This window comes from Chryseobacterium sp. MHB01 (assembly GCF_034651565.1).
Lineage (GTDB): Bacteria > Bacteroidota > Bacteroidia > Flavobacteriales > Weeksellaceae > Chryseobacterium > Chryseobacterium nepalense.
Map to the genome: position 1 here is coordinate 112,975 of NZ_JAYEDA010000007.1, position 21,979 is coordinate 134,953.

Consider the following 21,979-nt stretch of genomic DNA (forward strand, 5'->3'; position numbering starts at 1 on the left):
ATTATGTCTCAAATTGCGATTAATACTTCACAAAATGTAAATATTAATTTCAACATCGCCAGTGTTGGAGACCGGCTGATTGCTTTCTTTATTGATCTTTTAATAAAAATAGCTTATGGGATCGCTGTTGTGTATATTTTCTTCACGGTTCTGAATCTTGGTTATTTATTACAGGGGTTGGATCAATGGTCAATTGCAGCAGTTTATATCATCCTGCTTTTTCCTACGGTAGTGTATCCCGTGGTTTTTGAAAGCCTTATGGAGGGGCAGACTCCCGGAAAAAAAGTTATGAAAATCCGTGTTGTAAAGATTGACGGTTACCAGGCGGGATTCGGAGATTACCTGATCCGATGGGTTTTCAGAATCATAGATACTTCTTTTGCAGGAGTTGTTGCACTTGTTTCGATGGTTGTTTCCAAAAATAATCAGCGATTAGGGGATATTGCTTCAGGAACGGCTGTAATTTCCTTAAAAAACAAGATTAATATTTCACATACTATTTTAGAAAATATCCGGGAAGATTATGTCCCTACTTTTCCCCAGGTGATTGCTCTGAGTGACAATGACATGAGAATCATCAAAGATAATTATCTCAAAGCCCTGAGAATTGATGACAGACATGTTATCAGTAAACTTTCCGATAAGATTAAAAGCATTCTCAAACTGGAAATAGATCCTACAAAAATGACGGAAAGGCAGTTTATAGGAATTATTATCAAAGACTACAATTACTACACCGGTAAAGATAGCTAAAACAAAATGGTCAATCTAATTAAGATCTAAATCACATCATTATCAGAAATTGACAAGTACAGTGAATCAAAATCCACCATTTTCCTTTCTTAACGTACATCAAAAGTTCCGCGGTGCAGTTTTTGTATTTTTACTTTACATAAAAACTTAGATTATGAGATTTGAAAATAATAAGTCAGGAAACGGCGGTGTGATTACTTTAAATAATGAGTTAAAAGAAATCGGAAGATTAACCTATACTATTTTTCCGGATGAAAATAAATTTATCATTTCATTCGTTTTGGTACATCCCGAATTTGAAGGCCGCGGAATGGGAAAATATCTTGTAGAAGAAGCTATAAAATTTGCCCGGGAAAATAACTGGAAAGTTTATCCGCATTGTTCTTATGCAAGATCTGTTATGATGAGAATGAATGATGTGGATGATGTTTTTTTACAACGCTAAAACTTCATTCACTAAGATTTCTTCAATATCATCAGGATAATCCACTTTCAGATGGCGGTCTGAAGCTACCCAATTACGAATTTCTTCAAGATTTAAAATTTTAGAATTCGGTATTCCCATTTTGTCTAAAGCGCAGGCATTGCATTCCTGCTCATACTGATTATGAATAGGAATCACAAATAGTTTCTTATCCATGAAAAGGGCTTCTGCAGGAGTTTCAAATCCCGCATTGCAAAGAATTCCATCGCAATTTTCAAAGCTTCTGAGATATTGAATTTCATCAATAGGAAAAATTTCAACATTACTATCTTTAAGTTGGAGTTTTGAGTATTTGGAAAAAACTTTCCATTCAACCGGAATTTGTTTTAAAACTTTAATGATATTTTCATCTGAAAAACTTGGAAGATAGACCAAATAAAAGCCTTTTTTATTTGGGTTAAGGTTTCTTATTTTCCTTCTGATAACGGGCTTTTTAATCTGAGGATGATAATTTTCGAAATGAAATCCTATTCTTCTCTCACCAGGAACGTAATATTTCAGCACAAGTTCTCCAAAAAAATCTTTTTTTTCCGGCTTAGGTGTTTCTTTAAATAGCATGGAAGCCTGATGGCTCAATTCAATCATGGGGTACTTTTTGAATTTGCATGCCCAGCCGGTAAGCGGTTCATAATCATTAATAATAAGATCATATTCAGAAAGATCTATTTCCCTGATCGTTTTGAAAGCTTCCAGAAAATTATTATCCACAAAAGTTTTACGGTAGGATAATCCTCCTGTTTTATTGTATAACAGGGAAATTCCTTTATGCTGGTAATTAATGTCAAAATCAGCCTTTAACTGTGACTGGTGACCGCTGATCAGTGTTTCAACAGACGCATACTTTTTCAGGATGGGAACAATTTCCTGAGCACGGGCAACATGCCCGTTTCCTGTTCCCTGAAATGCATATAAGATTTTCATTTCGTGAAATTGGTTACTATTTTTAAAAGATCGGTACTTTTAATATCCTGAATTTCGTCCGAAGCATCATCTTTCAAAGAATGCTTATGATCTTCGTAATAAAAAATTTTCCATTCTTTATCATGATACTCCAAAGCAGAAAGATTTTCAATCCAGTCCCCGGAATTAAGATAAACGCAGGAACCTTTTTTATTAACTACTTCACGTATTTGTGGCTGATGAATATGTCCGCATACTACATAATCATAATGATTGTCAATAGCAAGTTCGGAAGCGGTCAGTTCAAAGTCTCCGATATACTTAACTGCTTTTTTTACGTTATTTTTGATCTTTTTGGAGAATGAATATTTTTCTTTTCCCATCTTTTCCAAAAACCAATTTACGATATTATTGATAACAATTAACAGATCATACCCCTTTCCGCCGAGCTTAGCAATCCATTTAGAGTGCTGAACGGAAGCATCAAAAACATCGCCATGGAAAATCCATGTTTTTTTATCATCAATATTTAAACAGATTTTATTGCAGACTTTCAGATTACCCAATTCGAAATCGGTAAATTTCCGGAACATTTCATCATGATTTCCGGTGATGTAGTACACATCCGTATTTTTTGTAGCAAATGAAAGGATCTTTTTAATCACTTTCAGATGAGGCTTAGGAAAATATGACTTTTTGAATTGCCAGATGTCGATGATATCGCCATTTAAAACCAGCGTTTTCGGCTGAATAGAATTGAGATACCGCATCAATTCTTTAGCCTTGCATCCATAAGTTCCCAAATGCACATCCGATATCACAACTAATTCAACGTTTCTTTTCATAGTTTTATGCAAAGAAACTACTTGAAAATTAACTGTATATGAATGTTATATTATTTTTATGTATTGCTTAAAACCTCACAGGTTTTAAAAACCCGTGAGGCTTATATTGTATATGCTCCAATATTAAAGAGTGTTCATCAGCTCTTCTGAAACCTCCATATTGTGATAAACATTCTGCACGTCGTCGTCATCTTCGAAACGCTCAAGCATTTTCATATTAGCTTTGAACTGTTCTTCGTTCACTTCTTTTGTGTTATTAGGAATCCTCTGAAGTTCTGCGCTTTTTGCCTCAATTCCAAGTTCATCTAATTTATGGGATAACGAACCGAAATCTTCGAAAGCAGTAGTGATCATAACTTCTTCTTCATCTTTTTCAACATCCTCAGCACCGCCGTCGATCATTTCCATTTCAAAATCGTCCCAATCCATTTTGATCTGAGACAAATCGATGGTAAAAATTCCTTTTCTGTCGAAGATGAAAGCCAATTCTCCGTTTTTGCCAAGATTACCGTCAAACTTATTGAAAACAGCTCTTACATTCGCAACGGTTCTTGTAGGATTATTGGTAGTACACTCAATAAAAAATGCGACTCCTCCCTGACCATAGCCTTCATAAGTAATTTCCTCATAGTTTTCAGCATCTGCACCACTTGCTTTTTTGATAGCTCTTTCCACATTATCTTTAGGCATGTTTGCTCCTTTTGCATTCTGGATACACCTTCTCAATGCAGGATTTGATTCCGGATCAGAACCGCCGGCCTTTACCGCTAGTGCGATATCCTTTCCTATCTTAGAAAAAGTTTTGGCCATCTTATCCCATCTGGCCATTTTAGAAGCTTTTCTATATTCAAATGCTCTTCCCATTTTATTTTTTAATTTTCAACAAAAATAATTAAAAGTGAACGAAAAAAAAATACCTCCAGAAAACTGGAGGTATTTATTATTTAGAAAAATTGATTATTTTTTCTTTTTAACTACTTTTTTCTTAGTAGTTTTCTTAGCAGGAGCTTTTTTCACTGGAGCATCTTCATAATCTTTCTTCTTCATTGCATTCCATTCGTTCATATCTTCGATAGCTCTTACCACTACTTTTCTGTCAACTTGTCTTTCAGCATCAGAAGCTGTAGCTGGAACTGTAGCTTTAGCTTTACCAACACCTACAGATTTAAGTGCGTTAGCATCTACACCTCTTGCATCTAAAGCAGCAACTACTGCAGCAGCTCTTTCTCTAGATAATTTCAGGTTGTAAGCTTCAGAACCTTTAGCATCAGTTTGACCTTCTAATAGATAGTTACCTCCATCTTTAACGATGATAGCAGCTGCTCTATCTAATGCTGGAGTTGATTCAGCTTTGATTGTAGCTTTGTTGAAATCGAAATATACATTTCTGAATTCTTTTTCAACTTCTTCAGCAGTTACTTTTTTAGGCTTAGGACATCCGTTGTATTCTGGAAGACCTGGAACCGTAGGACAAGCATCATCTTTATCTAAGATACCGTCACCATCTGTATCTGGCCAAGGACATCCGTTGTTTTCTGCAGGACCTGCAACTGTAGGACAAGCATCATCTTTATCGATTACACCGTCACCATCTGTATCTGGCCAAGGGCATCCGTTGTTTTCAACCGGACCAGCTACGTCTGGACATTGATCATCTTTATCTGGAACTCCGTCTCCATCTGTATCAGGACATCCCTGAAATTCTGGTAAACCTGGAGTATCAGGACATAAATCATCTTTATCTAAGATACCGTCCTTATCTCTGTCTCTGTTACCGAATCTGAAGTTCAATGAAGCAGAAGCTTGCCAGAAGTTAGCAACATTTGATTTATCACCTGGAGTTGATACGTAATCTCCTTGGATACCTAAACCGAAGTTTTTAGTCAACCAGAAGTTAATACCAGCACCTGTAGCAACAGTAAAGAAGTTTGCTTTACCATTTTCGTTACCGTTATCACCATTTCCAATTACTTCTCCAGTAGGCATTCCGTTAATAAGAGCTTCTCTTGGGAAAGTAAGAGATGTATAATCATGTCTCAGGTAGTTAGCACCAACTCTTAAATAAGGATCGAACCAAGATTCTTCATCCCATAAAAGACCTGCAGCTTTTGCCTGGAAACCAAGACCAGTCATTAACATGAATTCTTTACCCATGTTAAATCTCTTGTTTTCAACATTACCTACAGTAGTTTGCCAGTCGATTACTAAACCTTTACCTATGTTTCTAGCAACAGTAAGCTTAGATAATGGCGGAGTAATAGAGAAGTTGTTCACATTGAACATGTTCTTCGTCAAATTATTAGCAGAGAACGTATTACTGAAGTTGTCTCTCTGTGCCGAGTGGTTTTCCGCATGAGCACCAACCCCGATCATCCACGGATTGTTGGTAGTCTGAGCGAACACAGTAGAAGCGACAGTAAGCGCCAATGCTGAAATTCCTAATTTTAGATTTTTCATAGAATTAAATGATTAAATAATTGATAATGCAAAATAAATATAATTTTTCTTTATATACAAAGTTTTTCCGATGATTTTTAACTTTTCTTTAATATTCTGTCGAGGTTACGTTTATTTTCTCTATCTTTAATGCTCTCCCTTTTATCAAAGAGTTTTTTACCCCTTCCGAGGGCAATGAGCACCTTTGCTTTTCCCTTATCATTGATATATAATTTCAAAGGTATAATGGTATTCCCTGCATCCTTTAATTTCTTTTCAAGCTTTTGCAGTTCTTTTTTGTGCAACAGCAATTTCCGTTCCCTTTTTGTTTTATGATTATAAAATGTACCCAATTTATATTCATCAATCATCATATTAATTATATATAATTCCCCGTCAATAAACTGACAGAAGGATTCTGCAATAGAAGCCTTGGAAGAACGCAAAGATTTTATCTCCGTACCGGTGAGCACCATTCCGGCTTCATATTCTTCAAGAATTTCGTATTCAAATCTGGCTCTTCTATTGAATATATTGACTGTTTTTTCTATTTTCATCTTGATTTGTCTGATATCTGAATAAATAAGGTCTATCTGATACTCATTAAATTATTTTTGAGAAATCCTTATTTATATAAATTTATTAATGAAATATATAAAAAATACCTTACATTTAAAAACTTGAATATTACATTATTACGAAATACCCAAATTCTTTTCGTATTTTTGCGCCAAATTTACAAAACTATATGTTAACAGTATCTAACTTATCTTTACAATTCGGGAAAAGAGTTCTTTTTGACGAAGTAAACATTATGTTTACGAAAGGAAACTGCTACGGGATTATCGGAGCAAATGGTGCAGGAAAGTCTACATTCCTTAAAATATTAACAGGAAAACAGGACCCAACAACAGGACACGTATCTTTGGAACCTGGAAAAAGAATGTCAGTTCTTGAGCAGGATCACTTTGCTTACGATCAATATACTGTTCTGGAAGCGGTTTTGAGAGGTAATAAAAAACTATTCGAAATAAAAGAAGAGATGGACGCGCTTTATGCGAAGGAAGACTTTTCTGATGAAGACGGCATCAAAGCAGGTGAACTGGGTGTAATCTATGATGAAATGGGCGGATGGACTGCAGAATCGGATGCACAGACCATGCTTTCTAATGTCGGGATTACAGATGATATGCACTGGCAGATGATGAGCGAGCTTGAAAACAAAGACAAGGTAAAAGTTCTTTTGGCTCAGGCGCTTTTTGGGAATCCTGATGTACTGATTCTGGATGAGCCTACCAACGACCTTGATATCGATACGATTTCATGGCTGGAAGATTTCCTTGCAGATTATGAAAATACGGTAATTGTTGTATCTCACGACCGTCACTTCTTAGACACGGTTTGTACCCACATCGGTGACCTTGATTATGCTAAACTTAACCTTTACACGGGTAACTACTCTTTCTGGTACCAGGCTTCACAATTAGCAACAAGACAAAGAGCTCAGGCTAATAAAAAAGCGGAGGAAAAGAAGAAAGAACTTCAGGACTTCATCGCAAGATTCAGCTCTAACGTTGCGAAAGCGAAACAGGCGACTGCAAGAAAGAAAATGATCGATAAATTAAACATCGATGATATTAAACCATCTTCCAGAAGATATCCTGCCATTATTTTCGAAATGGAAAGAGAAGCGGGAGATCAGATTTTGGATGTAAAAGGTCTTGAAAAAACGAAGGATGGAGAATTATTATTCTCTAACATCGATTTAAACCTTAAAAAAGGTGACAAAGTTGCCGTTCTTTCTAAAAACTCATTGGCAATCACAGAATTTTTTGAAATTTTAGCGGGAAATGTTCAGGCAGACAAAGGAACTGTAGCCTGGGGAGTAACAACTACCCAATCTCACATGCCTTTAGATAATACAAACTTCTTTCAGGAAGACCTAAGCCTTGTTGACTGGTTAAGACAATTCACTAAAAATGATGAGGAGCGTCACGAAGAATTTGTAAGAGGATTCTTGGGCAGAATGCTTTTCTCTGGTGATGAAGCATTGAAATCTTGTAAAGTACTTTCGGGAGGTGAAAAAATGAGATGTATGTTCAGCAGAATGATGCTTCAGAAAGCCAATGTACTTTTGCTTGATGAGCCTACCAACCACTTAGACCTTGAAAGTATCACGACGTTGAACAACTCGTTGTCTAACTTCAAAGGAAACATCTTATTGGCTTCTCATGACCACGAAATGCTTTCCACAGTCTGTAACAGAATCATCGAACTGACTCCAAACGGAATTATCGACAGAGAGATGACTTACGACGAATACCTTGCCGATAAAAGGGTAAAAGAATTAAGAGAGAAAATGTATTCTTAAATATTTAAAACCGTTCATAACCTGAGCGGTTTTTTTTAACATTCTGCGGCAACATTAAACTTTCCTTTTAAAATATATTTCCCTATTTTTGTGAAATGAGTCAAAAATGGATTTACAAGCCCGAACCCGATGAAGAAATTGTGGATGGATTAAGTTCGTCTCTTGGTTTTGGAACTTTTGAATCTAAGCTCCTCGTTCTTAGAGGAATTGACAATTATCAAAAGGCCAGAGAATTTTTTAAACCGAACCTTACCGACATTCACAATCCGTTTTTAATGGCAGATATGCAGAAAGCCGTAGAACGTATTGCCACCGCCATTGAGAATGGAGAAAAAATACTGGTATACGGAGATTACGACGTAGACGGAACTACTGCCGTTGCCCTGATGTATCTGTACCTCAGCAAAATTGTTCAGAAAAAATACCTTGATTTTTATATTCCCGACAGAAATTCTGAAGGGTACGGAATTTCCACAGAAGGTATTGATTTTGCCAAAGAAAACGGCTTTTCATTAATCATTGCCCTGGATTGCGGAATCAAAGCATTGGATATGATCAATTATGCCCAGAATTTAGGCATTGATTTTATCATTTGCGATCACCATTTACCCGGCGACGAAATTCCCAGTGCAGTTGCCGTTCTCGATCCTAAAAGAAGCGATTGCCGCTATCCTTTTAAAGAACTTTCCGGATGCGGAGTTGGTTTTAAACTTTGCCAGGGTTTAAATACGATATACAAACTTCCTGAAGCAGAGCTTTTTGAACTCACAGACCTTCTTGCCATTTCTATTGCTGCCGATATTGTTTCTATGACCGGAGAAAACCGGGTTTTGGCTAAAATGGGTCTTAAAATCCTGCGCAAAACGAGAAATTTAGGCTTAAGATTATTAATTCCGGACGACAAACTTTCTCATTTTGAGATTTCCAATATTGTATTCGAAATTGCTCCCAAAATCAATGCTGCGGGAAGAATTTCTCACGGGAAAGCTGCTGTAGAACTCATGGTTTCTGATAACCTGAAGCACGCTCACCAGATCGTAAGCGACATCATGGATCTCAATGATGAAAGACGGGAACTAGATATGAATTCCACCCTTTCTGCTCTGAATCAAATTATTGAATCTCAGCAGGAAACAAAATACACCACTATTGTTTACCACCCTGAGTGGAATAAAGGCGTGATTGGAATAGTAGCATCAAGATTAATTGAAACTTATTATAAACCAACTTTGGTTTTTACTGACGGAAATAATGGTGAAATGGTTGCTTCCGCGAGGTCTGTAGCAGATTTTGACGTTCATGAAGCTTTGGATATGTGCTCTGAGTATTTCCTGAAATTCGGAGGACATCACGCTGCAGCAGGACTTTCAATGGAAAAAGATAAATTTGATGCCTTCAAGGAAAAATTCGAGAGAGTGGTTTCGGAGAAAATTAAAGAACATCAAAAGGAACCTTCCATTACCATTGATTCTGAAATTCAGATAGATGAGATTAACAGGGAGTTTATTAATTTTCACAGAAAGCTGGCTCCTTTCGGGCCTCATAACATGAAACCCATCCTTGCTTTAACCAATCAGAAGGTTTCAGGATATATTAAAACGATGGGTAAAGATAATAATCATCTCAAGTTTTATATCAGACAGGAATCAACGGGAAGAAATATTGAATGTGTAGGTTTCAAATTGGGACAGTTTGCCGATGATTTCAGAACAAAAAGCTTTGATCTTGTTTTTACTCTTGAAGAAAATCACTGGAAAGGTAATGTAACACATTATCTGAATATTAAAGATGTGAAATTCAGGGATTAAAATGAAGAAAATAGGTCTCTTTTTCGGATCGTTCAATCCTATCCATATCGGGCATCTGATTCTTGCGAATTATATTCTGGAACATACGGATATGGACGAACTCTGGTTTGTGGTAAGTCCGCAAAACCCTTTCAAAGAAAAAAAATCATTGCTGAAAGACCATAACCGCCTGGACATGGTACAGCTTGCCGTGAAAAATTATTCAAAAATGCGCGCTTCCAATGTGGAATTTTCTTTACCTCAGCCGAGTTATACCATTGATACGCTAACTTATCTTCACGAAAAATATCCGGATTATTCTTTCAGCTTAATTATGGGCGAAGATAATCTTCAGAATCTTCACAAATGGAAAAATGCAGATACACTTGTTAAAAATCACCATATCATCGTTTATCCAAGGGTATTTGAGGGTGAAAAAAAAGATTCGGAATATCTGCAGCATGAGAATATTTCCTTTATTGGAGCCCCTGTTATTGAGCTTTCTGCAACCGAAATCCGGAATATGATCAAAACGGGAAAAAATGTAAGACCTATGCTTCCTCCCGAAGTTTTCGAATATTTGGACGGTAGTAGTTTTTATAAGTAATTGTTTATGAAACTGTACTTTTTTTTAGCTTTATTATTTTGTCACTATTTTATTTTCGGCCAGGTGATTTTTCAGAAAGATTCTGTTGAAATAAAAAGAGAGTCTGCGATGGAAAAAAGGCTACAGGAAATATTGAAATATAAAAAGGAGCAATGTACCAAAGATTCACTGATAGCCGTGCGTGACGCTAAAACTGTAAATAAGTACTTCATAAATAACATTGCACCTAATGGTTCTGAATTTCCTGCACATAAAGAACTAGAAGCTTCTTTAAAAAAGCTTGGAATATTTTGGGGCGGTACATGGATGGGAAATTGTATGGGAAACTACTCTGCAAATTCGTGTTATTATCACTATATGAATGAATTTACAGAAGAAAAGTTTGGCAAAGAAATAATACAAAATATTATTCGGAAATCGCTTCTTGATTATGTTGAAAAAAATCCTTCTATAATTTTTGAAATTAATGATCATTTGGATTGGTTATATGAAAATAATGGAATGTTAGCTGACCAATTAATCAATCAGCTTTTCTATAAAAAATATAAGTATCCAAAAGGATACAGAAAACCACCAAACATTAAAGATTCCTTTACTACTGTTTACCTTTCCTATGATAATACCTCTCATAGTTTAAAACTTGATCATTTTAGGCATCAAATATCTGATGCTCATAACCAAAAGTTCATTCCTTCTTTTGAAAGAATGATCATTGGTTTTATTAATTCTCCTATCTTTGTACTCTCTGAAAATGCAGGACGGTATAACGGATTAAAAACTTCATTTATCATTTATTATAAATAATTCAAATGAATTTCATCGAAAAATTTTTCTCAAAATATCCGCAGGAAAAAATAATCAAATGGTTTAAGCAGGTTTGCGTTGCCGAAGCAATTACGTGTTTCCTGCTCTATGGTGTTGCCATGATCTGGAAACGGTACGATGATGAGGGACTGCTGCCTACCATTTTCATCATTATCATTGGAAATATACACGGTCTTTTTTTTACGCTCTATTTGCTGCTTTGCCTTCCTGCAAGAAAGATTTATGAATGGGACGATGAAGATTTTGTATTTGCACTTCTTTCGGCATTTTTTCCTTTTGCCACTATCTGGGTCGATAAAAAACTTGCGCGTTTTGACAGAGAATAATACTACACAGGATCTTTTCAGCTCCTTTTTTTTGTAATCAACCCGGAATAGTTATCCTGCTGATTATTATAATTCCTTTTTTCTTTATTTATTTTTTTAGCTTAACATGTAACATTTTATTCAGCTGAATTGTCTCTACAGTAACGAAGACTTAATAAGTTAAAAATTTAACTAAAATTTTAATCACTGCAAATCAATTAGTTAAAGTATATTTAAAAACATTTTAAGTACTTTGTATTGCAAGATACTTACTTTATTATATATCTTTGCAATGTTAAATAATAACAAATACAAGCTATTAAACTTTCTAAAATTAAAGACATGAAAACGACAATTTTAATTGCAGCTATATTTTTCAGCGGAATGACCTTCGCACAGGAGAAAAAACAAGACAGTGTAAAAACGAAAAGTATAGAAGGCGTTACAATGACCAAACAGGTTTTCAAAAAACAAAGTGACCGTTTTGTGTATGACGTAGCAGCTTCCCCAGTAGCAAAAGGAAATACTACTTTTGATTTGCTGAAGCAGACTCCGCTGTTGTCTACAACCGATGATAAGACTTTAAAGATTGCAGGGAAAAACAATGCATTAATATACATTAACGGTAGAAAAACCAATATGGATGCAGAATCTTTAACACAGTTTTTAAAAAATACTCCGGCAGAAAATATACAGAAAATAGAGGTGATTACGGTTCCCGGAAGCGAATATCAGGTAGAATCTTCTGACGGAATCATCAACATTGTTCTGAAGAAAAAAATGAGTGACGGCACAAGCGGAAACATGAGAATGTCTAACTCTCAGAATAAATATAACGCCAGTAACGCAAGTTTCTCTGTAAATTACAGAAAAGATAAACTAGGGATCAATGCCAACCTTAGCGGCGGAGAAAATATTAATCCACAAACATACATTTTGAGGAACAGATCAGGAAATGTTCAGAACGAATCTGTGGGTGATATTGATGATCCTAACAAAAACCTTGGAGGATATCTCAATGTTGATTATCAGCTGACCGAAAAGAGCAATCTTGCATTATCCTGGAATTCATGGGCCAATAAAAGCTATAATTCTACCATCAACTTGCTGAATACCATCACGAGATATGATAATAATGATAACTTGATATCAACAGATTATACGAGGACTAAAAATAAAGAAAATGCAAGAAATTATAATAATTCAGTTAATTTGAACTATGAGCTGAAACTTGATTCTCTCGGAAGTAAATTCAATGTAAATGCCGCTTATCTCAATTATAAAAGATTTCAGTATTCTGACAACAATACGATGATTTCAGATGTTCAGGGAAGCACTTCCGGATTTTCAAGAACAGGGAAGAAAATTATTCAGGATATTCCGCAGATCATCAATAATTTTTCCGGAACGGTAGATTATATTCAGAAATTTAAAAATGATTTTACATTTTCTGTCGGAGGAAATTTTAATAAGACCAAAACAGATAACGACACTAAAAATTACACCTACGATTACATCTACAACAATGCGGGACAGTTACAAATGATTGACTTAACCACAGATCCCAACCACTTTATTTATGACGAAAATATTTATGGAGCATATCTTACTTTAGAGAAAAAATTCTCAGATAAATTTTCGGGAAAAATCGGCGCAAGATATGAAATCACCAACAGCCTTGGAACATCTGACAATGCAAAACAACCTGAATATCAGAGAATAAAAAGAAACTATAACAACTTCTTGCCGTATTTAAGCTTTAACTACGCGATTAATGATAAGAACAATATCTCGTATTCCTTTTCAAGCAGGATGAGAAGACCAAGTTTCTGGGAGCTTAATCCTGTGAAAAACATCATTACACAGGACAACTATACACAGAACAATCCTTTTGTAAAAGCATCTTCCACTTACAACCAGGAATTAACGTATATGTATAAAAACTCGTACTTCCTGATCCTGAATCACACTTATGAAAAAGACCAGATTACACAGGTGCCTTTACAGAGAAGCTATATTGATCCTGAAACCAACCAGAAAAGAGTTCAGTTGGCTTACATCAGGACAAATTTCGGAGACAAGCAGGAAATGTCTGCCATGCTTGGGGTTCAAAAGTCGCTTTTCAAGCAATATCTGACATTGAATTTCAATGCGGGAGTTCAGCACAATATCAACAACGGAACATTGAATACGGATCCTACAACCGGGCAGGTTTTTGACACTTATATCAACGACAGAAAATCTACCAGCTTAGTCATCACCAGTAACAATACCCTGCGTCTTGACAAGAAGAAAACATGGTTCCTGGGAGTAAACTTCTTCTATGTAGATCAACAGCAAATCGAGCTTGGAATTCTGAAAGACCTGATGAGTCTTGACCTTAGCATCAAGAAAAACTGGAACGACTGGACTTTTGCAGTAAATGTGAATGATGTTTTAAGAACCAATTTGGTGGAAATAGAAGATTTTCAGTCGAGTGGAAATTACAATTATATCAGAAATGACCAATACAGAAGAAATCTTACCGTAAGCATTACCTACAATTTCGGAAATCAGAAAGTGAAAAAAGTAAGGGATATCGAAAGCGCTTCGGACGCTATTAAAAACAGAACCAGATAACAACAATCATTTCTTCATATATATTATTTTTTGTGGTAACTCACCGTTTTACGGTGGGTTTTTTATTGTTGAATCCTGGCATATATAATGAAGCATAATTTTTGATCAGGATAAATATAATCAGGAAATATTTTTATACATGAACAACCGTTTATTCATTTTAAGTATTATATTACTTATAATATGCAGTAACTGCAGGCAAAAAAAAGTTAATTTCGGAAATGGGGTATCATTTACGATTGAGAAAAATATTCCGTACGGAGAAGATTCCCAGCAGCAAATGGACATTTATCTTCCGGAAAACAGTAAGAAAGAAAAAGATATTTTTATCATTATTCACGGTGGAGGATGGCGCGCCGGCAGTAAATCTGAACTCACTGCTTTTACCCACAAACTGATGGAAAAATTCCCGCGAAATATCTTTGTCAATGCAGATTACCGACTCGCTTCCACAACAAATTTTGCTCTTCCGGGCCAAACTGATGATATTCGTACTATAACAAAGTACTTCGATCAGACATTATCATTCAAACCCAGATATATCCTTTTAGGAAACAGCGCAGGGGCAAACATCTCCATGTTATACGCCTATCAATTTAACCGGGATAATAAGGTAAAAGCAGTAATCAATATCGTAGGGCCTGCAGATCTCAATGATCCCGGATTTAAAAATTACAATGATTATTCATTTCTTGAAAAACATATGATTGATCCTGCTATTGTTCCCAAAAATAGATCATTAATGGATTTCGGAAGCCCTGTACGATGGGTAAATAAAACCGCTCCTCCTACTCTTTCTTTTTATGGAATTTATGATGATATTGTCCCGTTATCACAAATGAAAACCTTAGATTCCGTATTAGAAAAAAATAATGTATATCATGAATCCTATGAATTTAATGGAAACCATGTTAACTGGATCAATGAACCAAATTCTGATTTTCTTATTCAAAAAATACATATGTTTTTAAAGAATACCGATCAAAAGAAAACGCTCTGAAAATTTCAGAGCGTTTTCTTTTTTTATTCAGACTTAAAGATTTCTGACCTTTCCGAAACTCCGTTGGCATTGAAAGCCTCGATCTGGAAATAATACGCATCGGTTCTGTCGGCTCCGGTAAAGAAATATTCATTTTTCCCGTACACCATAATACTTCCGTATAATTTCTCAGGAGATTTCCCCCAATAGATTACATATCCGTCTGCATCGGAATTCTGCTGCCACTTCATCCAGATGCTTCTTCTTTCGCCGTATTTTTTAGGATCAGAACGTAAAGGCACGAAATTCTGCACTTTTCCGGGAACTGCTCCTGCACCTTTTCCAAACACCCTGAATCCGCTTAATGCAAACTTTCCTGTCGGCATTTTTAAATTTTCCATCTTTAAAAATCTCGCTTTTGCCGGTTTTTCAAATTCTACATAATCGTGCGGAACATCTTTCGTATTTTTACTTTTATCAACAATAACATTCCATTTTTTGCCATCATTGGAACCGTAAATTTTGTACTGATGCATCTTGCCCAGCGTTTTACCCATAAATTCAACATCCTGATCCGCATAATTGATCTGAATGGCATTAATGGTGGAAACCTCTTCTAAATCCGTCTGAAACCACTCTCCGGAATTCCCTGTTTTGGCACTCCAGTAGGTTTTGATATCCTCATCCACCGCATAATTAGAGTGATATCCTCCTAGTGTTGATGAAACCTGAACCGGTTTGTTATAATTCAGTAACATCCATCCGGCAAAAAGCCCTTTGGAAAAGTCTTTTCCCTGTGCATACTGCGGAAGATAGGTGGGATAGTCTCCATAAGCCGTGTTGCAATACATCACATCATCTTTATCAAATCCTGCAGGCCAGATCCCCAGACGTCTTTCAAAATTATTTTTTGTGGAAATAAAAATGGTAGAAATATGCCACCAGTTTTTATAATTATCTTCGAAAGTTGCGCCGTGTCCCGCTCCCCGTGCGAAACCTCCGGGCTTATAAGAAAATGGATTGTGCTGCTGATATTCAAAGCCTTCCAAAGGTTTGTTGCTTACATACACTCCGTCTGAATATCCACTGAATTCTGTTGCCGGAGCTCCGTACTGCATATAATATTTCCCGTTGTGTTTTGTCATCCATGCTCCTTCCACAAAAGGCTGTAGGAAAACATTATCATTGTATTCCCCGAATCTTTCCCAGCCGTGATCTTCAGGCTTCAGTCTTACAATTGGCTTTACAAAACCTTCCGACTGAAGCGTATTTACCTTCACTTCGGTGCCCAGTAAGGGCCATTCGTTACTGGAACCCCAGTACAGATACAATTTATTTTTGTCTTCATCGTAATGAAAGGCAGGATCCCAGGCTCCTACTTTTAGTGTATCAACAGCAATTTTCCAGTCGTCTTTTGTAGGATTGGTGCTTTTCCAGATCGGGAAATCCTGTTCCCAGGTAGATCCGAAAACGTATAATGTATCCTTCATGGCCCAGACTGCCGGAGCATTCAGGTCATGAATGTATTTGTTATCTCTCAGGAATTTTCTCTTTACAAATTTCCAGTCGAGCATATCATCACTGTACCAGTATCCTTCCTGATTGGTAGAAAAAAGAAAGAGTTTATTTTTAAAATTAACAATTACAGGATCTGCGGTAGCACGGTGTTTTCCCTGTTTTGAAAAAACTTCAAACGGGGTATAACCATAGTCGATGTTAATGGGGTTACAAAATGTCTTCTGTTGGGCTTTTAAATTAAACAATCCCAACAGGAGCATTACTGACAAGAGGTACTTCTGCATTTTCATACTTTTTAACTTTGAAGACAAAATTAATTAACTTTTTTGGGTTTTCTCCAAATAAAACCGTCCAATAAATAATGGGTAAGCTGAGGAACGACCAATAAAGGGATTAAAAATTGGAACCAGATAAGTGAAATATTTAGATTTAAAGAAAAATGTTCGTTCCAGATTAAAATTTCCCATAAAAATTCTTCAAAAAATGCAAAGGCAAGAATCGTTACAACAAACAGGAATATTCCGAAAGTTGATTTAAAAAGAGATAAATTATTTAATTTCTGCTCATCTTTCTGTTTTATTTCCCTGATGTAAATTAAGGCGACATAAGGAATCCCGTGTGAAATAACATTCAGGAAAGTGAAAACCAGATCATTATTAAAATAAACAATTCCAAAATACCAGGAAAGATAGGTTCCGGATATTAAGGCAATTTTAGGAATATTATATTGTTTCTTTTTAAATATTTCATACATCGTTTTCAATATCCAGACGATTAAAATTCCGAAATACAGGAAAGTAATCAAAGGAACATAATCCGGAATATTCTGAAGCCAGCTGAATTCATTTTCAACAAACCATGTAAAAGCTCTGGGTGTTTTAAACCAGTACAACATTGGAAAAATGGTGGCAGAATATACGGCAATTCCGTCTATTTTTTTACTCCAGCTATTCGGTTCAAATCGGGCATAAATTCTCATGAAACCGTATTGCTGCCTGATAAAATGAAAAACGGCAATCAGAGCGAGAACCGACCAGAACGTCAAACTTCCGAATTGATATAAAACCAATCCCAAAATCCAGCTTACAGCAGGAATTCCGTAATACAAGAGCTTTCTCTTTCTAACCTCTTGCTTAACAAAATATGTTTTAAACAAAGTTGAATAGACATGCGCAACATCTACAAAAACAATCAGAAACAGCCATGTGTAAAAGGAATAATGATTTTCAAGTCCCTGAATCTGTTTCTGAAACAAGAAAACAATCAGCAAAATGATAAAAGGCGGCGATAAAATAAACCAGCCGTCTGTTTTTGCGTTATGGATCCAGGGTTGTTTCATAACATATTTTTTGCAGTTCTCCATCCCTGATAAAATGCTTCTTCAAAAATTGAAATTCCCGAAAGGTCCGAATGTGCAAAGAAAACTTTTCCGTCAATCGGCTGTTTTGCATTTTCGGAATTTTCGAAAATCTGCCCCGGAACCGGTGCAATCATTGCGTGCCCTATTTTATGAAACTGCATTTCGATAATAAAATCTTCAATCAGAGGATGTGCTTTTTTCAAGTCTTCCAAAACGAGGTTTTTCAGCTGATTTTCTTTTAAAGCATATAATCTTTTCCGTGCTTTCTTACAATTATCCGTCGAAAAACTCCTGTAATAAGTGATCACTTTTTCGCCCATAATTTGCTCTACATTCTGATGTTGGTCATAAATATAACCCAAACCGTCGGAACCATAAATTACGTTATCCCAAGCCAATTCTTCATCTCCTCCAAAGTCATTTCGTAAAATAATCGTTGTTAAAAGCCACGGAACATAATTGAAATTTCCTGCTTTTTTATGATTTAAAATTCTTTCGTTCACAAACTGTGGTGTTGCAAACAAAACCTTTTCAGCTACAATTTTCTTTGTTTTGTTCTGAATATTATCAAAGCTTAAAACCTCAACATTATCATTAATCTTAACATCAAAAACCAAATGGTTAGATAAAGCTTTATCTTTTATATATTTTGAAAAATGCTTTGCCAATCGTGCATTTCCTTCCGGCCAGGTAAAAACCTGATCTTTGTATTTCTTACTCCAGTTGTTTTTTCTTCCGGCAAAATAATGAATTCCCGCCCAGGCCGAAACGTAATCGATTCCCAATCCATAATCGTCGCGGCACGAATAATCCAGCAGCCATAACAATTCTTCCGACATAAAATTTTCCTTTTTAAGCCAGTCTTTAAAAATAATTTTCTCCAATTGTAAAACCTCATCTTCGCGGCTGGAATCATGAACCGGAATGGCAAACCAATAGCTCCCCGATTCGTCTTTTTTGTTCTTGAAATCGTCCATCCGTTTAAAAAAGCGGTCGAATTCCGTTTTTGCTTTTGTTGAAATTCCGTTTTGGGGAACGATATCATTCTGCCAGGAATTTTTGAAGAATAGCCGTTCCTGCTGTGGAAAAGTCATCTGGTATTCATCCAGGAGCGGGTCACCGGTTTCATCGTCGCCCTGATAAATTCCGGTTTCTTTCAGAAATTCAATGATTTCGGTGTTTTCTTTATTGGGCAACGGTAGATAATGTGCTCCCAGAGGAAATTTGGAGAATTGATTTTGTCCGTTGGATGAGTTTCCGCCCAAATGGTTTTCCATTTCCAGTAAGAGATAATCTTGTTCATTATTCTGACTGAAAAACCGGCAGGCCGAAAGCCCTGAAATCCCGCCTCCTACAATAAGATATTTCGTATGAATTTCTTCTGTAGGTTTAGGAAAATCTTTTGCCCAGAGTTTATGGCCTAAAATATGATTGGTTCCGGTGATTTTAAGCAATAATGATTTGCCTTTCTTACTGCAATACTGTAAAAAAGGAAGCATCAGACTGCCTAAAAATAAGGTTTTAAGGAAATCTTTCCGTGAAAATTGAGTGGATTGATTTGACAAGATTTAAAGTTTATTTTGAGATGCTTTCATAGTTATCATCAGGATTCTGAAAATTGTTGATAATTCTTAAAACATACAGAACATCTGATCTAACGTCACAAATCATGGTATTATGTTTTGTTAGAAGGAATTTTCTATATTTGGTATCTTCATATTTTTCAAAAAAGACTTTTCCTGATTCTAAGATTGTAATTGCATTCTCCAGCTTATCATAAAAATTCAACAAAACCTTTTCGTTCCAATTTTGCAGAAGAAATTCTCCAATATTGTCGATATCCTGTTGAGCTTCTTCAGTTATTTCGACTCTTATCATTCTTAGACTGTATCAAATTTTTTCTTTTCTCTGCCAAAAATTCTCTAAAGGAAACAGTTCTGCCATTTTCAATATCTTCTTCAGCCCTTTTTAAAGATTCTAAAATCTCTTCATGGGTTTCATTTCTATAAACTGGCTCCATTACTTTAGCAATCGAAAGCAGTTCTTCGGAAGTAAATCTTTTTTCTTTCATCTTTTTAAAAAAAGTTGGTTTTTTTATTCCTGTTTTTTCAATGATGTAAGAGATTTTAAAGGGCGAATCTTTAAGAATCTGATCGATATTATTTTGGATTTCGATATATTTTTCAATTTCAGCTATCATAATTTTATATTTTAAATATCAATTTATGATACAAATATAGCAAATAATTGATACCCTTTATTGTACTTTCCCCCACTCTTCATCAAAATAACGTACTAAAATTTGGTTATCCAAACGATTCACTTCAATATCTTTTGTCTTCATATCTTTCGTAAAGTATGAAAGTTGGGAAAAATTGTAATCATAAAATTTCAGATTCGGAATTTTTCGGTAATTTTTATTATTAATAGGTTCAAAGGAAGCCATTGAGAATCCCCATTCTCCAAATGACGGAACATATGTATGATATGCCGAGGTAAAAGGAAAAACCTGATTAATTGTTTTCTCAATACACCAGAAGGATTTCGGAGCAAAATAAGGAGAAGTTGTCTGCACAACAATTTTAGTGTCCAAAGTTGTCAGTTTTTCGAGTTCCCTGTAAAACTGTAAAGAGTATAATTTTCCCAAGCTATAATTAGAAGGATCCGGAAAATCAATAATGATAACGTCGTATTTTTTAGTATTCTCTTTCACCCAGATGTAAGCATCTTTATTAATGACTTTAAGTTTAGGGCTGGATAAAGAGCTTTGATTTAACCGACGCATGGTTTCATTATTTTTGAAAAAATTCGTCATTTCTCCATCGAGGTCTACCAAAGTAATGTCTTTTACGGCTTCATATTTTAAGACTTCACGAACCGCAAAACCGTCTCCACCGCCGAGAATTAAAATATGATCAATTTTTTTAACCATCGACATTGCAGGATGAACCAATGCTTCATGATAACGGTATTCGTCTACAGAAGAAAACTGTAAGTTATTATTTAAATACAACCTGAATTCCCGGTTATTTCTTGTTAAAACTATTCTCTGATACGGTGAGCTTTTGGTATATACAACATTTTCACCATATAATTTTTCTTCCGAAAATGATAAAATTTTATCAGAAAAAATAAAAAGAACAACCAATAAAATGAATGCGCCAATCGATTTTATCTTTAATGAAACCGGTCTTGACAATTCATTTTTAAGGTAAAAACATAAAAATATCGCTATCGAAATATTAATCAATCCAAAAAACAATGGCGTTTTTACGATACCAAGATTCGGAATTAAAACCAATGGAAATAAAATAGAAGCCAGCAATGCACCGATATAATCAAATGCAAAAACGTTTGACACCAGATCTTTAAACTGCACCCTGTCTTTTAAAATATTCATCAGAAGCGGAATTTCAACGCCAACAAGGCACCCGGTAAAAAAAACAAAAAGATAAAGAACAGCTTCAAAATGCGCCAGCGTATTGAATAAAATAAACAAAACCACAGAACTGATTCCGCCGATAATGCCTACCAGAATTTCAATTTCTATGAATTTATCAATTAAATTTCCTTTAATAAATTTGGCAAAATACGATCCTACTCCCATTGAGAAAAGATACACGCCGATGATGAAGGAAAACTGTTTTACGGAATCGCCCAAAAGATAGCTTGCCAGCGCCCCTGCCACCAATTCGTAGATAAGTCCACAGGTAGCAATGACAAATACTGAGAACATCAGCAGCAGTTCAAGAGGAATCCTCTTTTTATCCATGAATTGCCGCGCTTATAATAATTGAAATCCCGATGATGAAAGCTCCGAAAATAATAGCCAAAGCTGTATTTTTATTGTGAGCGATTTCGTGCCAGGTTTTTTCAGGGGTTAATTTTTCAATGATTACATAGCAAACCAGCAATATGGCTATTCCCAGAAAGGAATAAATCACTGAATTGATGACCGGTAAAAAGTTGATCTGATCCATAGTTTATATTTTTATTTGTGATAGTATCTGTAATAGCCGACTCCTGAAGAATGATATCTTCTTGTTGTTCCGTCGCGGTAGGTTTCTGTTTTTTCGCAGTCACAGAACTGATTTCCTGCGAAAGTAAGATAGGTAAACCAGCCGATAAAAAAAATTCCGCACAGAAACAAAATCCAGTTTTCTTTTAAGTAATGAAGTATATTTTCCATC

General features: G+C 35.6%; 22 protein-coding genes. 9 read left to right on the forward strand and 13 right to left on the reverse strand.

Annotation, left to right across the window (positions count from 1 at the left end; all coding sequences use genetic code 11):
• The first annotated feature begins 3 nt into the window (after positions 1-3).
• Both U9K52_RS12730 and U9K52_RS12735 read left to right on the forward strand, forming a co-directional pair.
• Complete coding sequence (locus U9K52_RS12730; RefSeq protein WP_248390292.1) at positions 4-753, forward strand: RDD family protein; 750 nt, start codon at positions 4-6, stop codon at positions 751-753.
• A 154-nt stretch (positions 754-907) separates the two neighbouring features.
• Entirely contained in the window at positions 908-1,198 is a 291-nt protein-coding gene (locus tag U9K52_RS12735) for a GNAT family N-acetyltransferase (protein WP_248390289.1), read from the forward strand.
• Here the strand turns inward: U9K52_RS12735 and U9K52_RS12740 are convergent.
• The 5 genes from U9K52_RS12740 to smpB all read right to left on the reverse strand — a co-directional run bounded on the left by U9K52_RS12740 (position 1,187) and on the right by smpB (position 5,975).
• On the reverse strand, positions 1,187-2,158 hold the full coding sequence (locus tag U9K52_RS12740; protein WP_322926874.1) for a glycosyltransferase family protein: 972 nt from the start codon (positions 2,156-2,158) through the stop codon (positions 1,187-1,189). The two genes, U9K52_RS12735 and U9K52_RS12740, sit on opposite strands and share 12 nt — an antisense overlap.
• The gene (locus U9K52_RS12745; RefSeq protein ID WP_322926875.1) at positions 2,155-2,982 is read right to left on the reverse strand and encodes a UDP-2,3-diacylglucosamine diphosphatase; all 828 of its coding nucleotides are present in this window, start codon (positions 2,980-2,982) and stop codon (positions 2,155-2,157) included. The genes U9K52_RS12740 and U9K52_RS12745 overlap by 4 nt, the downstream gene beginning before the upstream one ends.
• A gap of 123 nt (positions 2,983-3,105) precedes the next feature.
• Positions 3,106-3,846 carry a YebC/PmpR family DNA-binding transcriptional regulator gene (locus tag U9K52_RS12750; RefSeq protein ID WP_322926877.1) on the reverse strand — a complete coding sequence of 247 codons (741 nt, stop codon included), beginning with the start codon at positions 3,844-3,846 and terminating at the stop codon, positions 3,106-3,108.
• A gap of 93 nt (positions 3,847-3,939) precedes the next feature.
• Positions 3,940-5,439 (reverse strand): OmpA family protein, encoded by a 1,500-nt coding sequence (locus U9K52_RS12755; RefSeq protein WP_248390277.1) that lies wholly within the window; start codon positions 5,437-5,439, stop codon positions 3,940-3,942.
• 77 nt (positions 5,440-5,516) lie between these two features.
• A complete protein-coding gene (gene smpB / locus U9K52_RS12760; RefSeq protein ID WP_248390274.1) occupies positions 5,517-5,975 on the reverse strand; it encodes an SsrA-binding protein SmpB in 459 nt (152 codons plus the stop codon).
• Between the two features lie 191 nt (positions 5,976-6,166).
• Here smpB and U9K52_RS12765 point away from each other — a divergent pair, with 191 nt between their 5' ends.
• The 7 genes from U9K52_RS12765 to U9K52_RS12795 all read left to right on the forward strand — a co-directional run bounded on the left by U9K52_RS12765 (position 6,167) and on the right by U9K52_RS12795 (position 14,932).
• Positions 6,167-7,789 carry an ABC-F family ATP-binding cassette domain-containing protein gene (locus U9K52_RS12765; RefSeq protein WP_169231294.1) on the forward strand — a complete coding sequence of 541 codons (1,623 nt, stop codon included), beginning with the start codon at positions 6,167-6,169 and terminating at the stop codon, positions 7,787-7,789.
• Between the two features lie 95 nt (positions 7,790-7,884).
• Positions 7,885-9,597, forward strand: a complete 1,713-nt coding sequence (gene recJ, locus U9K52_RS12770) for a single-stranded-DNA-specific exonuclease RecJ (RefSeq protein ID WP_248390268.1) — start codon at positions 7,885-7,887, stop codon at positions 9,595-9,597.
• Between the two features lies 1 nt (position 9,598).
• On the forward strand, positions 9,599-10,183 hold the full coding sequence (gene nadD / locus U9K52_RS12775; protein ID WP_322926883.1) for a nicotinate (nicotinamide) nucleotide adenylyltransferase: 585 nt from the start codon (positions 9,599-9,601) through the stop codon (positions 10,181-10,183).
• Between the two features lie 6 nt (positions 10,184-10,189).
• Complete coding sequence (locus U9K52_RS12780; protein WP_263601636.1) at positions 10,190-10,987, forward strand: hypothetical protein; 798 nt, start codon at positions 10,190-10,192, stop codon at positions 10,985-10,987.
• 5 nt (positions 10,988-10,992) lie between these two features.
• Positions 10,993-11,334, forward strand: coding sequence for a DUF3817 domain-containing protein (locus U9K52_RS12785; RefSeq protein ID WP_322926885.1), 342 nt, complete (start codon positions 10,993-10,995; stop codon positions 11,332-11,334).
• 321 nt (positions 11,335-11,655) lie between these two features.
• A complete protein-coding gene (locus U9K52_RS12790; RefSeq protein WP_263601637.1) occupies positions 11,656-13,932 on the forward strand; it encodes an outer membrane beta-barrel family protein in 2,277 nt (758 codons plus the stop codon).
• A 139-nt stretch (positions 13,933-14,071) separates the two neighbouring features.
• Positions 14,072-14,932 carry an alpha/beta hydrolase gene (locus tag U9K52_RS12795; RefSeq protein ID WP_322926888.1) on the forward strand — a complete coding sequence of 287 codons (861 nt, stop codon included), beginning with the start codon at positions 14,072-14,074 and terminating at the stop codon, positions 14,930-14,932.
• Positions 14,933-14,955: 23 nt separating this feature from the next.
• Here the strand turns inward: U9K52_RS12795 and U9K52_RS12800 are convergent, their stop codons facing one another.
• The 8 genes from U9K52_RS12800 to U9K52_RS12835 are packed head-to-tail and all read right to left on the reverse strand — an operon-like array spanning position 14,956 to position 21,978.
• Positions 14,956-16,713 carry a discoidin domain-containing protein gene (locus tag U9K52_RS12800; protein ID WP_322926890.1) on the reverse strand — a complete coding sequence of 586 codons (1,758 nt, stop codon included), beginning with the start codon at positions 16,711-16,713 and terminating at the stop codon, positions 14,956-14,958.
• Positions 16,714-16,742: 29 nt separating this feature from the next.
• Complete coding sequence (locus U9K52_RS12805; protein ID WP_322926892.1) at positions 16,743-17,768, reverse strand: hypothetical protein; 1,026 nt, start codon at positions 17,766-17,768, stop codon at positions 16,743-16,745.
• The gene (locus U9K52_RS12810) at positions 17,765-19,354 is read right to left on the reverse strand and encodes an FAD/NAD(P)-binding protein (RefSeq protein ID WP_322926893.1); all 1,590 of its coding nucleotides are present in this window, start codon (positions 19,352-19,354) and stop codon (positions 17,765-17,767) included. The genes U9K52_RS12805 and U9K52_RS12810 overlap by 4 nt, the downstream gene beginning before the upstream one ends.
• 10 nt (positions 19,355-19,364) lie before the next feature.
• A complete protein-coding gene (locus U9K52_RS12815) occupies positions 19,365-19,667 on the reverse strand; it encodes a type II toxin-antitoxin system RelE/ParE family toxin (RefSeq protein ID WP_248390241.1) in 303 nt (100 codons plus the stop codon).
• Entirely contained in the window at positions 19,645-19,989 is a 345-nt protein-coding gene (locus U9K52_RS12820) for a hypothetical protein (RefSeq protein ID WP_076391904.1), read from the reverse strand. The genes U9K52_RS12815 and U9K52_RS12820 overlap by 23 nt, the downstream gene beginning before the upstream one ends.
• Before the next feature lie 57 nt (positions 19,990-20,046).
• The gene (locus U9K52_RS12825; RefSeq protein ID WP_322926897.1) at positions 20,047-21,561 is read right to left on the reverse strand and encodes a polyamine aminopropyltransferase; all 1,515 of its coding nucleotides are present in this window, start codon (positions 21,559-21,561) and stop codon (positions 20,047-20,049) included.
• On the reverse strand, positions 21,554-21,769 hold the full coding sequence (locus U9K52_RS12830) for a DUF350 domain-containing protein (protein ID WP_248390235.1): 216 nt from the start codon (positions 21,767-21,769) through the stop codon (positions 21,554-21,556). Before U9K52_RS12830 ends, U9K52_RS12825 begins: the two co-directional genes overlap by 8 nt.
• Before the next feature lie 11 nt (positions 21,770-21,780).
• Entirely contained in the window at positions 21,781-21,978 is a 198-nt protein-coding gene (locus tag U9K52_RS12835; RefSeq protein ID WP_322926899.1) for a hypothetical protein, read from the reverse strand.
• Between the last annotated feature and the right edge of the window lies 1 nt (position 21,979).